This is a genomic window from Bacillus sp. FSL R5-0434 (assembly GCF_038004745.1).
GTDB lineage: Bacteria > Bacillota > Bacilli > Bacillales > Bacillaceae > Bacillus > Bacillus halotolerans.
In genome coordinates this window covers 1,645,109-1,659,731 of record NZ_JBBORV010000001.1, presented here as the reverse complement: position 1 = coordinate 1,659,731, position 14,623 = coordinate 1,645,109, and the positions used below count along the sequence as shown (strand labels likewise).

The following is a 14,623-nucleotide window of genomic DNA, read 5'->3' as shown; positions in this document are numbered from 1 at the left end:
TTTTTTCTTAACAACGGTTTTATCATGTATAACCGATTACATAAAAGGTAACTTAAATCCTTTTTTCTTTCCTTTTGACATGTTTGTCATCTGCTTCATCATTTTTTTCATTTCGTCAAACTGCTTAAGCAGACGGTTGACTTCCTGTACGGACGTCCCGCTTCCTTTCGCAATCCGCTTGCGCCGGCTGGCATTAATGATATCCGGCTGTTCTTTTTCAAGAACAGTCATCGATTTAATGATCGCTTCCACATGATTCAGCTGCTTTTCATCAACTTGAATATTTTTCAAGCCTTTCATCTTACCTGCACCCGGCATCATTTGCAGAAGCTCATCCAGAGGCCCCATGTTTCTGACCTGTCCGAGCTGCTCCAGAAAATCATCCAATGTGAAGCTCATTGTTCTCATTTTTTGTTCCAGCTCTTTGGCCTTGTCTTCATCGACGGTTGCCTGAGCTTTTTCAATCAATGTTAACACGTCACCCATGCCGAGAATCCTTGATGCCATGCGTTCAGGATGGAATGCTTCTAATGCATCAAGTTTTTCGCCTAAACCGGCGAATTTAATCGGCGTGTTTGTCACCGCACGAATGGAAAGTGCAGCACCCCCGCGCGTGTCTCCATCAAGCTTCGTTAACACAACACCGGTTAAACCGAGCTGTTCGTTAAAGCTTTTGGCTACATTCACGGCATCCTGCCCGGTCATTGAATCGACAACCAGAAAGATTTCTTCCGGATTCGCGATTTCTTTCACTTGGGTCAGTTCATCCATAAGCTCATGGTCGATATGCAAACGGCCTGCTGTATCCAAAATGACATAATCATAGTGTTCTTCCTTGGCTTTTTCGATAGCCTGCTTGGCTATTTCTACAGGGCTGACCTGATCACCAAGGGAAAAAACAGGCATGTCGAGCTGCTTGCCTAGCGTTTCCAGCTGCTTGATTGCAGCAGGACGGTAAATATCGGCAGCAACCAGCATCGGTTTGCGATTATGCTTTTTGCGCAGCAGATTTGCAAGCTTACCGCTCGTTGTCGTTTTACCGGCACCCTGGAGACCAACCATCATAATAACAGTCGGCGGCCGCTTCGCGACGGCAATTTTGCTTTCTTCGCCGCCCATCAGCTCTGTCAGTTCCTCTTTAACGACTTTAATGACCTGCTGGCCGGGCGTCAGGCTTTTCATGACGTCTTGGCCTACAGCCCGTTCACTTACTTTTTTCACAAAATCCTTTACTACTTTAAAGTTAACGTCAGCCTCAAGCAGCGCAAGACGAACTTCACGCATCATTTCTTTTACATCTTGTTCGCTGACTTTCCCTTTTCCGCGGATTTTAGAAATCGTCTGCTGCAGTCGGTCGGCTAATCCTTCAAATGCCATAGTTTGCCGCCTCCTAATCTAATTTCTCAAGCGCTTCAATCAGAGCTGTAATTTCTTCCTCTTCTTTAGTACCGGAAGCAAGCTCCTTCAGCTTATTAAACATCTCTTTACGCTCCTGAAACTTTTTCAAAAGGAGCAGCTTTTCTTCATATTGTTCAAGCATCGCTTCTGTTCGTTTGATGTTATCATAAACAGCTTGTCTTGAAACCTCATACTCTTCGGCTATTTCGCCAAGGGAGAAATCGTCCAAATAATAAAGCGACATATAGCTCTTCTGTTTAGACGTCAACAACGACTGATAAAAATCAAACAGATAATTCATTCTCGTTGTCTTTTCGAGCGACATATGAGCTCTCCCCTTTGTTAAGTCAAATCCCTTTACGATAACTTAGTTTACATGGTTTTAATGTGAGTGTCAAGTTTTTATCTTGTCAAAGCAATGATCACTTTTTTCCAATATTAACTAAACATCTTCTAATTTATTCCGATATTGTATATGAACCCTATTTTAAAGGAGGATTCTCATGAAAAAAATCGGTTTGTTGGTTATGTTATGCTTGGCTGCCGTGTTACCATTTATTTTTCCAGCCCAGCAAGCAGCTGCGGCCGGAGCCACTTATAGGGCCTCCATCTCAAATATTAGCACGGACGGAGGCGTGTACGGCAAAATCAATTACGGACAGGGCCAATTTTGGCGAGTCAAGTACAATATTACGATAAGCGGTACATTGCTCGACGAAAATGGAGCGCCAGTGCCAAACACACCAGTCAGCTTCGAAGCAGATACAAAAGTCGGGAATACAACACAGACAGCTGCGGGAACAACTGATGAAAACGGAAAGTTTAACGTTCCAATGTATTTAGGACCTGCTGCTGGATACTACACGTATTACACATCTGTTTCCGTTCATTACTATGACATTATTCCATTCAGGGTTTATTCAGGTGATGCGAGATTGCTATCCACTGATAACAGCCTTTATCATTTCGCCTATCAAGTGAGACGATAACAAAACAGCCCCCAATGCTTTTGGGGGCTGTTTATCTTTTTAATCCTCCGCTTTTTCCACTAAATCTGAAAAGAGCCCGTATACGTAAGATTCAGCGTCAAACTCCTGAAGATCATCAACTTTTTCTCCTAAGCCGACTAATTTAACCGGAATATGAAGCTCGTTGCGAATCGCAAGGACAATGCCGCCTTTTGCAGTGCCGTCAAGCTTTGTTAAAGCAATTCCTGTAACGTTTGTTGCTTTAGAGAACTCCTTCGCCTGTGCCATTGCGTTTTGTCCAGTCGTGGCATCAAGGGCGAGCAGCACCTCATGAGGCGCTTCGGGCACTTCTCTTTCGATAACGCGCTTCACCTTTTCGAGCTCCTTCATCAGGTTTACCTTATTTTGAAGACGCCCTGCCGTATCACAAATCAATACATCTGCTTCTCTCGCTTTGGCAGCGTGAACAGCATCATAGATGACAGCCGCAGGATCGCTGCCGGCCGCCTGCTTAATGACAGGCACACCCGTACGTTCTCCCCATACTTCAAGCTGTTCAATCGCTCCTGCTCTGAAAGTGTCTCCGGCAGCGAGTACAACAGACTTTCCTTCTTGCTTTAGTTTATGAGCAAGCTTTCCGATCGTTGTCGTTTTGCCGACTCCATTTACGCCGACCAGGAGAATGACATTTAAACGCCCTTCCTGAATGTTCAGCTCAGAAATTTGTTCGTCTCCGCTGTTATAAATCTCCACCAGCTTTTCAGAAATAACAGACTGCACTTCCTGCGGATCTTGAATATTTCTGCGCTTCACTTCTTTCTTGAGCTCGTCTATCAGCTCCATAACCGTTGTAAAACCGACATCAGCACTGATCAGAACCTCTTCAAGCTCTTCGAAGAAGTCCTCATCAATTTTACGGTAACGGGACACGAGATCATTCACTTTGTTTTGAAAGGAGTTTCTCGTCTTTTCAAGGCCGTCCTTAAACTTTTCAGATACGGAATCTGTCTGCTTTGTGATTTTCTCTTTTAATTTTTTAAAAAAACTCATCTTATAACCTCTTTCCTCGTTACTGAACGAATTCTTTTGTCTCTTCCAGCTTCACTGAGATGACCTTAGAAACACCTGATTCCGGCATTGTCACGCCGTAAAGCACATCGGCTTCCTCCATAGTGCCTTTTCTGTGGGTAATCACAATAAACTGGGTATCGGCACTGTATTTTTTCAAATACTGCGCAAACCGGAACACATTTGCTTCGTCAAGCGCGGCTTCTACCTCGTCTAGAACACAAAACGGCACAGGGCGCACCTTTAAAATTGAGAATAAGAGCGCAATAGCAGTAAGCGCACGCTCTCCGCCAGACAAAAGGTTTAAGTTTTGCAGTTTTTTTCCCGGCGGCTGCGCGATAATTTCTACCCCGGAATGCAGCAGATCATTCGGATCGGTAAGCCTTAATTCCGCTCGTCCTCCTCCGAATAAGGAGCGGAAGACTTGATCAAAGTGAGAGCGGATTTGGACGAATGTGTCGTTAAAGCGTTTCGTCATCTCTTCGTCCATTTCCTCAATCACTTGGAACAGGGTATTTTTTGCTTCTGTTAAATCTTCTTTTTGCTCTGACAAGAATTGATAGCGTTCGTTAACCCTCTCAAACTCATCTATGCTTCCGAGGTTTACCGTTCCAAGCTCTTCTATTGCGAGTTTAATCAGCTTCACGCGCTTTCGTGCTTCCTCAGGATCTGTTTCAAGCTGGTATTTCTCTTTAGCTCCCTCAAAGGACAAGCTGTATTCTTCCCGCAAGTATTGCAGCAAATTATCAAGCTCGACTTCCATTCGGCCTAGTTTTACTTCTTCGTCTTTTAAGAGCGTTGTTTTTTGTTTATACAGGCGCTTCATTTCTTTCAGCTCGCGCTCATACGTATCAAGCCCCTGCTGAAGTTTGATCCTCTGGTCACGCCTTAACGCAATCAATTCAATTGTTTTTGTTTTGTCATTCAATTTATGTTTCGCGGCCTCTTCCAGTTTTTCTTCGCCGCTTGTGCTTGATGACATTTCTGACGTTAAGAAGCTTAGGTCCTCTTTCGTCTCTTTTAAAGCAAGCTCTGTTTCTTGGAGCTCTTTCTTTAATCTAGCGAGGTTGTCCTCTTCGCTCTTACATGCTTGCTCTTTTTTCGCTGCTGCGATCTTCAGCTCAGTCAGCTCATTGGAGAGAGACTCTTTTGTAGAGGACTGTGTCTGTTTTTGTTTTGTCAGTCTATCAATATCCTCTTCAAGCTGTTTCATCTTTTCGGATACGGAAGAAAGCTTTTCTTCCAGCTCGCGTTTGCGCGCTTTCTTCTCTTGATCGCTTTCTGACAGAGCTGATTTTTCCTGATCATAGAGCTCTAAGTGAGTATTGATATTCTTCTCAGCGACTTGAAGCTCATACAGCTGGCCTTTCACATCCTGCTGCTTTACTCTTAAGCCTTCCCCGGCCTCTCTTAATTCAGCCAGCTTTTTCTCCATCTCCTGAATGGATTGCTTAAGGGTTTTGACCTCTTGTTCAAGCTGCGCTGTTTTTTCTTCCATCTCAGCGAGCCGCTGGGTGACATCCTCTAGTTCCCGGCTTCTTCCTAGCAGGGAGTTGTTTTTCTTTTTAACGGCGCCCCCCGTCATTGAACCTCCAGGATTCACGACATCGCCCTCGAGAGTAACAATGCGGTAACGGTGTCCAAGCAGCTTCGCAAGCTCATTTGCGCCTTTTAAATGCTCTGTAATCAGAACGGTGCCAAGCAGGTTTTGAATGATACGGCGATACGCGGGATCAAATGTGACAAGATCACTGGCAACCCCGAGAAATGACGGGTGCTGCTCCGCAGTTGCCGCGTCCCTGCTTTGAAGCTGACGGTCTTTGATGACAGAAAGCGGCAGAAATGTCGCCCGGCCGAACGAATTCTGTTTCAAATATTGAATCGCTTTCCGTGCGGACTGTTCATCATCGGTCACGACATGCTGTGCTGAAGCTCCGAGTGCGATTTCAATGGCCGTTTCATACTTTTGTTCTGTTGAAATCAGCTCAAGGACTGCCCCGCGAATTCCGCCAAGCCGCTCTTTCGCTTTCAGCACCTCTTTAACACCTTGATAAAAGCCGGAGAAATCTCCCTGCATCGTCTCAAGCATGTCTTTTTTCGATCTCGCCTGCTGGACGTATTGGTACGCTTGGTAAAGAGCAGATTCATTTTTCTCATATTGACGCTTTTTCTGCTCGTATTTGACCTGCATTTCACGATACGCGCCGACTTGGCTGTGAATCTCCTGCTCTATGCGGGCAAACTCGGTTTCACACGCAGCTTTTTGGGCGGAAATATCGCGCCGTTCCTGCAGATGCTTTTCATTATTATCAGCCAGCCTCTGCTGGGTAACGGCTGATTGGGACATCTGGTCATCAAGCAGCTGGAGCTCATTGCGAATCGAAGCCTGGCTGTTTAACAGCTCAAAGTAATCGCTTTTCAGCTGTTCAATTTTCTCTTCGACATTTTCATTATGAAGACTGAGAGCCTGCTGCTTTTCCTTCACCTGTGCTTTTAAATCTTTCACTTCTGTCTGAAGCGTTTCGAAAACAGCTTCCTGCTTCGCAAGATCTTCTTTCAGCACACCTTCTTTTTGCTGAAACTGTACGATGGCTTCTTCAAGCTGCTCTCGGTTTTGCACAGCGTTTTTTTTGCGTTCTTTCAGTACTTCTTTGCGCCCTTCCAGCTTTTCAAGCTCCTCACTTGTCACAAGTAAGACTTGCTGGAGCTCGTCCACTGATTCATCGAGGGCTTGAATTTTGTCTCGAGCATCTTCAATTTTCGCTTCTTTTGCTGAAATAGCAGACGATTCAGCAAGCTCTTCTTCCTTAGCGGCTTGCACTTTCTCCTGAAGGCTTGACCATTTGGCGTGCAGCTCTTCAATATCGTAAGCGGTCAGCGCAATTTCAACGTGCTCAAGCTCTTTCTTTTTCTCCAGGTAGTCTTTCGCGATTGAGGCCTGTATTTTAAGAGGTTCAACCTGGCCTTCCAGCTCATGTAATATATCTTCTACCCGGTTTAAATTATCCTGGGTTTCAAACAGCTTGTTTTCTGCTTTTTTCTTTCTCGTTTTGTATTTGAGCACCCCTGCTGCTTCTTCAAAGATACTGCGGCGATCCTCCGCTTTGCTGCTCAGGATTTCTTCCACTTTCCCTTGGCTGATAATCGAAAATGCTTCTTTTCCAAGTCCTGAGTCCATAAATAAATCAATAATATCTTTTAAGCGGCACGGCTGATTGTTAATTAAAAATTCACTCTCGCCAGATCTGTACACACGTCTTGTGACACTGACCTCATGGAAGTCAATCGGCAAAAAATGATCGTCATTATCAAGCGTAAGTGTAACTTCGGCAAGATTTAACCGTTTTCTCGAATCACTGCCGGCAAAAATAATATCTTCCATTTTCCCGCCGCGAAGGGAACGTGCTGATTGTTCTCCAAGAACCCAGCGAATAGCGTCTGTGATATTGCTTTTTCCGCTTCCGTTCGGGCCGACAACCGCAGTGACGCCTTTTACAAAATCAACGGAAATCCGTTCTGCAAATGATTTAAATCCTATAACGTCTAAACGTTTGAGGAACATAGCGATCCTCCTTATGTAATAAGTATTTCAATTTTATCATAAACATGGATGAAATAAGACGGCAAACATACTGAAATCCCCCTTATAACTTAGGGGGATTTTATTGTTTCGTATGGTGTTTTTGCAATTTAGCTAGAGCTTCCTGAGCAGCGTGCTGTTCGGCTTCTTTCTTTGAACGGCCGTTTCCGACTCCGAGTGGTTCACCTTTTAGAGATACGATGGCTTCGAATTCACGGTTATGGGCAGGTCCTTTTTCGTTGGATATTTTATACTCCAGCGAGCCCTTGCCGTCCCGCTGCACGTATTCCTGCAGCTGGCTTTTAAAATCCATCACATGAGAAAAAGCACCATCGTTTATTTTAGGGAACACATAGACTTTTAAGAAACTTTCGACCGGCTCTAATCCCTGGTCAAGATACAAGGCTCCGATAAATGCTTCGAAGACATCCGCCAAAAGTGCAGGGCGTTTTCTGCCGCCCGTCATTTCCTCGCCTTTCCCTAATAGGACAAGATCGCCGAATGACAGTTCGTGAGCCAATGAAACGAGAGACGGTTCGCATACAATCGCGGCTCTCAATTTCGTCAAATCTCCTTCACTCATAGCCGGATACTTGGCAAATAAGAATCTGGAGATCGTCAGTTCCAAAACAGCGTCACCTAAAAATTCAAGCCTTTCATTATCTTCATACGGCTTTTTCCGATGCTCATTCACATAAGATGAATGTGTAAATGCTTGATACAAAAGCTTTTCATTTTGAAAGTGAACCGAGATCCGTTCTTGAAACTCTTTAAATTGTTCTATTTTTTTATAGAACTTTTTCTTATCTTTATAATGTGAGTGTTTTGACATAGTAACCTCCATAGGCACATCAGGTTCACCGCGCTTCTCTGACTAAACCGGATACAGCGCGCGTAAAAGCGGCATGCTGTAATAACTGCACGAATAAAGGGCTAAAGCCCCGCGTTTCGGCGGGACTTTTAGCATCAGCTTATTGCTGGTTTTGTATGTAGTTCACAGCGTCGCCGACTGTTGCAATCTTTTCAGCATCTTCGTCAGAAATCTCCATATCAAACTCGTCTTCAAGTTCCATAACAAGCTCAACTACATCCAGGGAATCAGCACCTAAGTCTTCCTTGAAAGAAGCTTCAAGTTTGACGTCTGCTTCATCAACGCCAAGGCGATCTACGATGATTTTCGTTACACGCTCTAATGTATCTGCCATAGCAATTCACCTCCCCTCAAGTATTATAGTGGATTCGTTTTTAAAAAACTAGAGTAACTATGATGAAATTTTCGAGAAAAAACTTACATTACCATTCCGCCGTCAATATGAAGCGTCTGGCCTGTCATGTAACGCGCTCCCTCTGAAGCAAGAAACGTGACGACGCTGCTGACATCGCCGGGATCGCCAAAGCGAGCGAGCGGAATTTGTTTCAGCATTTCATCTTGAACGTCTTTAGCAAGCTTATCTGTCATATCAGTTGAGATAAATCCAGGCGCAATCGCATTAACTGTGATGTTGCGGCTTGCGAGCTCTTTAGCTGAAGACTTTGTTAAGCCGATCACACCTGCTTTTGCAGCCACGTAGTTGGCTTGTCCAGGATTTCCGCTGACGCCGACGATAGACGATACATTAATAATCCGGCCTGAACGCTGCTTCATCATTTGTCTTGTGACAGCTTTCGTGCAGTTGAAAACACCCTTCAGGTTAATGTTAATGACATCATCCCACTCATCTTCTTTCATCCTCATGATGAGATTGTCTTTTGTAATTCCGGCGTTGTTCACTAGAATGTCAATCGTAGAGAAAACAGAAATCGCTTCTTTTATCATGTTTTGTACATCTTCAAGATTTGATACATCGGCTTTGACAGCAATCGCTTTTCTGCCCATTGATTTGATTTCATCTACGACTTCATTTGCTTTCGCTTCGCTGCCTGAGTAGTTAACGACAACGTTTGCACCGTTTTTGGCCAAGTCAAGGGCGATTGAACGGCCGATTCCGCGGGATGCGCCAGTGACAACAGCTGTTTTTTCATTAAGCATTCTCATTCTCCTCCTTAAGCGTTTGAATTGCCAGTTCAATCGTTTCCGGGTCTGATACGGCAATGGTTTTTAAGCGTCTGTTTACTTTTTTCACAAGGCCTGAAAGCACTTTGCCGGGACCGATTTCAATAAACGTCGTAACACCCTCTGCGATCAGCTTGTTAACAGTTTCCTCAAAACGAACCGGGGAGTACAGCTGCTCAATGAGTTTCTCTTTAATGTCTGCCTTATCTGTCATCACATCTGCAGAAACATTTGAGATCACCGGCACGTCTGCGTCTTTCAGTTCACAGGAGTCCAAGACTTCCTTCAGCTTATCAGCAGCAGGCTTCATCAGTTCAGAATGGAACGGACCGCTTACGTCAAGCGGAATCGCACGTTTAGCGCCGTTCTCTTTTGCCTGTTCAGATGCAAGCTCTACTCCTTTTGCCGTTCCGGAAATAACGATTTGTCCGGGACAGTTGAGGTTGGCAAGCTGCACAAGGTGGCCATCCTCAGTGACTTTATCGGTTACTTGTTTCAATGCGTCGGCATCCATGCCGAGAATGGCAGCCATCGCTCCTTCTCCGGCCGGCACCGCTTCGTTCATGAACTCACCGCGTTTTCTGACAGTATAAACAGCGTCTTTAAAGCTCATTGCGCCAGCCGCCACCAGTGCAGAATATTCTCCAAGGCTGTGTCCGGCTGTGAAATCAGGTGTAATGCCTGATTCTTTAAATTTTTCAAGCACAGCCATGCTAGTCGTCAGCAAAGCAGGCTGCGCATTGTATGTAAGGGTTAATTCTTTGGCATCACCTTCAAAAATCAGTGAGCTGAGCTTTGTTTCCAATGTTTCGTCCGCTTCATCGAACAGACGTTTTGCAGCTGGAACCTGATCATAAAGCTCTTTCCCCATGCCGATAAATTGAGATCCCTGACCAGGGAATAAAAATGCAATCTTACTCATGATGTAAAAACCTCCAGACTATTCATCTGTTTTTTCTTCTTTTACTTCTTCCTGAATGAGCGCAGCCATGTTTTGGCTGACCATCTCTCTGGCTTGGCGGATCGCATGGTAAACCGCACGGGCATCAGAAGAGCCGTGTGCCTTGATTACCGGCGCTTTCAAACCGAAAAGACTTGCTCCGCCGTATTCGGAATAATCCATTTTCATTTTCATTTCCTTCATCTTCGGCTTCAGCACAGCGGCCGCAAGCTTAGACGTAAAGTTTGACGTGAGCGCTTCTTTCATCATTTTAAAAATGGACATCGCAGAGCCTTCAAGCGTTTTGAGTGTAACATTCCCGGTAAATCCGTCCGTTACTACGACATCTGCTACATCGTCTAAAAGGTCCCGTGCTTCCACGTTTCCAATAAAGTTGATGTTTGCCTCTTTTAATAATTGGAACGTCTGCTTCGTTAATTCGTTTCCTTTTTTATCTTCTGTTCCGACATTCAAAAGTCCGACTCTCGGTGAAGTCACGCCTCGGACTTGCTGGGAATAAACAGAACCCATAATGGCGTATTGAACGAGATGCTCAGGCTTGGCATCTACATTGGCGCCGACATCAAGGAGCAGAAATCCGCCGCCTGATACAGTCGGCAGTGTCGGTGCAAGCGCAGGGCGGTCAATTCCTTTAATTCTTCCCACAATAAACAGGCCGGCTGTCATTAGCGCGCCGGTATTTCCTGCTGAAATGCAGGCGTCAGCTCTGCCTTCTGCAACTTCCTGCGCCATCAGGACCATAGAGGAGTTCTTTTTTCTCCGCACGGCGCGGACCGGTTCGTCCGTAGGCTCAATCACTTCATCTGCGTGCAGCACCGTGATGCGGTCTGATGATGTTGTTAAATACGATTCTATTGTTGTCTTGTCACCGACAAGTGTAATATGAAGATCATCAAATGACTCTATACCCTTCATAACTCCGTCAATAACAGCTTTGGGAGCGTGGTCTCCTCCCATTGCATCTACAGCTATTCTCATGCATGCTCCACCTTTATGAATGTTTTGAACGGTACATGTCAAAATGTCCAGAAAAAACAATTTCCTCTGCAACATAGCTGTTCACTTCGACAACCGTTCTTCCTTTATCTTTCTCAACCGCCGTCACTTTCGCTTTCGCAACGACGCGCTCACCCTGCTTTACCTGCCTGGTAAAGCGGATGTCTGCACTTGCAGTCAGCGCCAATTCGTCATCTATAATTGCAACGGCCAAAGAATTCGCCTGAGCAAATAAATGGTGTCCTCTCGCAATTTGATTCCGGCTGAATACATGCTCCTGTTTTATTTCTAAAATAGAAATCGCCTGATCATCCAGCTCAAGGTCAATAATTTCTCCGATGACTTCGTCTAGTGACAGGGACTTCACTTCATCTTCAAGCGTTTTCTCTGCCACGTTCTTAATTCTTTCTCTTAGCTCCGGTATGGAAAGCTCCAAGCGGTCCAAACGAATCGTCTGAATGCTAACTCCGAATTTTCCCGCTAATTCTTCATCTGTAATAAATGGGGTTGCTTTGATCGTCTGCTGAAGTAATTCCTGGCGTTCTTTCTTATTTCTTCTCATATCTAAACACCATCCGGCAAATTAAGACTAGGTACTAATAGTAGTATATAATTTCATAGATTGGAATGCAATGATTGTTTCTGGCTAAACACCAAAAACTTCTTACCTCAGCTCAATTTTTCCCCGTCCATGACTCCGCTTTTCAGCAAATGCTCTCTTAGCGCCCCATATTCAGGATCGTTCCAGAACGCTTCCGAAGCCACCAGATTTGCAGCGTCCTGCCTTGCCGTTTCAAGCGCTCTGTAATCATGAACCATGTCCGCCACCTTAAACTCAGGCATTCCGCTTTGTTTTTTTCCAAAGAAATCTCCCGGGCCTCTCAGTTCCAAATCCTTTTCAGACAGTTCAAAGCCGTCATTGGTTTCCGACATGATTCTCATCCGTTCTTTTCCTGTTTCTGATTTCGGATCAGCCATAAGAATGCAGTAGGATTGGTGCTCGCCGCGGCCGACACGACCGCGCAGCTGGTGAAGCTGGGACAAACCAAAGCGATCGGCGTCGTAAATGACCATAATCGTTGCATTCGGGACATTCACTCCGACTTCAACAACAGTGGTTGATACGAGAATTTGACACGTATTCGCGCTGAATTCCCTCATCACCTGATCTTTTTCATCGGAATGCAGTTTTCCGTGCATAAGACCGACGTTCCATTTTCCACGGAAAACCTCAGAAAGCATATTGTATACATCTATAGCGTTTTGCACATCAAGCTTGTCTGATTCTTCGATCAGCGGACAGATAATATACGCCTGTCTGCCCTGCTTTAATTCTTTTTCGACGAATGCCAGAATGCGGTCCAGCATGTCATGTTTCACCCAATAGGTCTCGATTTGTTTTCGCCCCGCCGGCATCTCATCAATGACGGAGACATCCATTTCACCGAAAACAGTAATCGCCAGGGTTCTCGGAATCGGAGTGGCTGTCATAAAGAGAACATCGGGATCCTGCCCTTTGTTCCGAAGCTTCTTCCGCTGTTCAACTCCAAATCGGTGCTGCTCATCCGTGATGACAAGACTTAGCGCTTTAAACTCGACCTCATCCTGGATTAAAGCATGGGTTCCTACAAGAATATCAATCTCTCCCGCAGCAAGCCGCTCAAGCAATTCCCTTCGGCGCTTCCCTTTTACAGAGCTTGTCAGAAGGGCGACATTGACATCCCACTTTTCAAACAGTGAAACAAGGGAATCAGCATGCTGTTCAGCAAGAATTTCTGTCGGAACCATAAGCGCTCCCTGATATCCGGATAAAATGGCCGCATAAAGCGCGATGGCAGCGACTGCCGTTTTTCCTGATCCGACGTCTCCTTGAAGAAGACGGTTCATTCTGTATGGGGAAGACATGTCTGCTGTTATTTCGCGAAGCACGCGGGACTGGGCGTTGGTGAGAGGAAACGGGAGGCTTTTGACAAATGTCATGAGTTCTTCGTTTGAAAAACGCTGCCGTATCCCTTGCGACTGCTCTCTTTCCGCCTTTCGGAAGGCCTGCATTTTCAACTGAAATAATAAAAATTCTTCGTAAACGAATCGGCGTCTGGCCAGCTTTAATGCTTCTCTTGTTTCTGGCTGGTGCATCGCTTTTAACGCTTGATGATAGTCCGGCAGCTTATAGCGAATTTTAAGATTTTCCGGGAGAGGATCAGGTATTGAGTCCGCATATTGTGTCAGCCCGTGCTGAATAAAACGTCTCATCATTTTGACGGTGACATTTTCTTTCACAGAATAAACTGGTTCAATGCTTTTATCCTCTTGATGCGGCCCATTTTTTAATTCCTGAACAGAAATGGTCTGACGGTGCTTGTCCCATTTACCGGAAATCGTCACAACAGAGCCCAGCGAAAGCTTTTTCTTTAAATAAGGACGGTTAAAACAAATGGCAGTGATTAAATAATGGCCGACCAGAAGGCGAAATGTCAGCCTGTTTCGTTTTTTTCCGTAATAGGTAAGAGAAGGCTCTGAATGAACCTTCCCTTCAACTGTGACTCTTTCATCATGCTGTACTTCTTCTAAATCCCTCAGCTCGTAGTCATCATAGCGATAAGGGAAATAATTCAGAAGATCAGAAATGTCATAAATACCGAGTTCATTTAATGTTTTTTCTGTTTCCGGCCCAATGCCCTTAATGTTGGCTATACTAGTTTGCTGATGTTGTTTCACTTGAACCCAGCGCTCCTCCGAATATTTTTTTCTCTAATTCTCTTCCCGTCGGTGTGGCCGCTAAACCGCCCTGGCCTGTTTCTCTAAGGGCAGTGGGCATCGTTTGGCCGATTTTATACATCGCATCGATGACCTCGTCACATGGGATTCGGCTTGTAATGCCTGCTAATGCCATATCAGCAGCAATCATCGCGTTTGATGCGCCCATTGCATTCCGCTTCACACAAGGCACTTCAACAAGGCCCGCAACAGGATCACACACAAGGCCGAGCATATTTTTTAATGTAATGGCCATGGCCTCCGCACTTTGCTCAGGTGTTCCGCCTGCCATTTCAACAATTGCCGCAGCTGCCATGCCCGAGGCAGATCCTACCTCTGCCTGACACCCGCCGGCCGCACCGGAAATACTTGCATTATTTGCTACGACAAAGCCGAAAGCTCCGGCCGTAAATAAAAAGCGGATCATTTGTTCTCTTGTGGGGTTCAGTTTTTCTTTCACGGCAAATAACGTACCCGGCACTACACCCGCAGATCCGGCTGTCGGTGTCGCACAGATTGTTCCCATGGCGGCATTCACTTCATTTGTTGCCACAGCTTTCGATACCGCATCTAAAATCAGCGCTCCCGACAGGCTTTTTCCAGATCGAATGTAGGCCTGTAATTTAACGGCATCCCCGCCTGTTAAGCCCGTTTGACTCGTAACCCCTTCAAGCCCTTTCTGAACTGCCGCTTCCATAACAGTCAGATTGTGATCCATCTGCTGAAAAATTTCTTCTTTTGTTTTTTCTGTTACTTCCATCTCTTGAGCGATCATGATGTCAGAGATGGACATTTGCTTTTCTTTCGTTATCTCAATTAATTCTTTTACATTACGAAACATA

General features: G+C 45.2%; 13 protein-coding genes. 1 reads left to right on the top strand and 12 read right to left on the bottom strand.

Translation table 11 applies throughout. The features are described 5' to 3' along the window. Positions 1-36: 36 nt before the first annotated feature. Together ffh and NYE43_RS08615 are read right to left on the bottom strand one after the other, a co-directional pair. The gene (ffh, locus tag NYE43_RS08620) at positions 37-1,377 is read right to left on the bottom strand and encodes a signal recognition particle protein (RefSeq protein ID WP_024121380.1); all 1,341 of its coding nucleotides are present in this window, start codon (positions 1,375-1,377) and stop codon (positions 37-39) included. Between the two features lie 13 nt (positions 1,378-1,390). After that, positions 1,391-1,723, bottom strand: a complete 333-nt coding sequence (locus tag NYE43_RS08615) for a putative DNA-binding protein (protein WP_024121379.1) — start codon at positions 1,721-1,723, stop codon at positions 1,391-1,393. Between the two features lie 178 nt (positions 1,724-1,901). Between NYE43_RS08615 and NYE43_RS08610 the strand changes: the two genes are divergently transcribed. Then, positions 1,902-2,387: an Ig-like domain-containing protein gene (locus tag NYE43_RS08610; RefSeq protein WP_095713826.1), complete on the top strand. Its 486-nt coding sequence runs from the start codon at positions 1,902-1,904 to the stop codon at positions 2,385-2,387. A 39-nt stretch (positions 2,388-2,426) separates the two neighbouring features. Here NYE43_RS08610 and ftsY read toward each other — a convergent pair whose 3' ends face one another. From ftsY to sdaAA, 10 genes are all read right to left on the bottom strand, one after another. After that, complete coding sequence (ftsY, locus tag NYE43_RS08605; RefSeq protein WP_044155917.1) at positions 2,427-3,416, bottom strand: signal recognition particle-docking protein FtsY; 990 nt, start codon at positions 3,414-3,416, stop codon at positions 2,427-2,429. 19 nt (positions 3,417-3,435) lie between these two features. Then, on the bottom strand, positions 3,436-6,996 hold the full coding sequence (smc, locus tag NYE43_RS08600) for a chromosome segregation protein SMC (protein WP_283912979.1): 3,561 nt from the start codon (positions 6,994-6,996) through the stop codon (positions 3,436-3,438). Positions 6,997-7,096: 100 nt separating this feature from the next. Further along, positions 7,097-7,846: a ribonuclease III gene (gene rncS / locus NYE43_RS08595; RefSeq protein WP_010334220.1), complete on the bottom strand. Its 750-nt coding sequence runs from the start codon at positions 7,844-7,846 to the stop codon at positions 7,097-7,099. Positions 7,847-7,985: 139 nt separating this feature from the next. Beyond that, a complete protein-coding gene (gene acpP, locus NYE43_RS08590; protein ID WP_003154310.1) occupies positions 7,986-8,219 on the bottom strand; it encodes an acyl carrier protein in 234 nt (77 codons plus the stop codon). Positions 8,220-8,302: 83 nt separating this feature from the next. Next, complete coding sequence (gene fabG, locus NYE43_RS08585; protein WP_101863348.1) at positions 8,303-9,043, bottom strand: 3-oxoacyl-[acyl-carrier-protein] reductase; 741 nt, start codon at positions 9,041-9,043, stop codon at positions 8,303-8,305. Beyond that, on the bottom strand, positions 9,036-9,989 hold the full coding sequence (gene fabD / locus NYE43_RS08580; protein WP_095713824.1) for an ACP S-malonyltransferase: 954 nt from the start codon (positions 9,987-9,989) through the stop codon (positions 9,036-9,038). The genes fabG and fabD overlap by 8 nt, the downstream gene beginning before the upstream one ends. Positions 9,990-10,007: 18 nt before the next feature. Next, complete coding sequence (gene plsX, locus NYE43_RS08575; RefSeq protein WP_024121373.1) at positions 10,008-11,006, bottom strand: phosphate acyltransferase PlsX; 999 nt, start codon at positions 11,004-11,006, stop codon at positions 10,008-10,010. Positions 11,007-11,019: 13 nt separating this feature from the next. Continuing rightward, the gene (fapR, locus tag NYE43_RS08570; protein WP_095713823.1) at positions 11,020-11,586 is read right to left on the bottom strand and encodes a transcription factor FapR; all 567 of its coding nucleotides are present in this window, start codon (positions 11,584-11,586) and stop codon (positions 11,020-11,022) included. A 107-nt stretch (positions 11,587-11,693) separates the two neighbouring features. Beyond that, positions 11,694-13,742, bottom strand: a complete 2,049-nt coding sequence (gene recG / locus NYE43_RS08565; RefSeq protein ID WP_326374116.1) for an ATP-dependent DNA helicase RecG — start codon at positions 13,740-13,742, stop codon at positions 11,694-11,696. Further along, positions 13,720-14,622 carry an L-serine ammonia-lyase, iron-sulfur-dependent, subunit alpha gene (gene sdaAA, locus NYE43_RS08560; protein ID WP_024121370.1) on the bottom strand — a complete coding sequence of 301 codons (903 nt, stop codon included), beginning with the start codon at positions 14,620-14,622 and terminating at the stop codon, positions 13,720-13,722. The genes recG and sdaAA overlap by 23 nt, the downstream gene beginning before the upstream one ends. Position 14,623 lies beyond the last annotated feature (1 nt).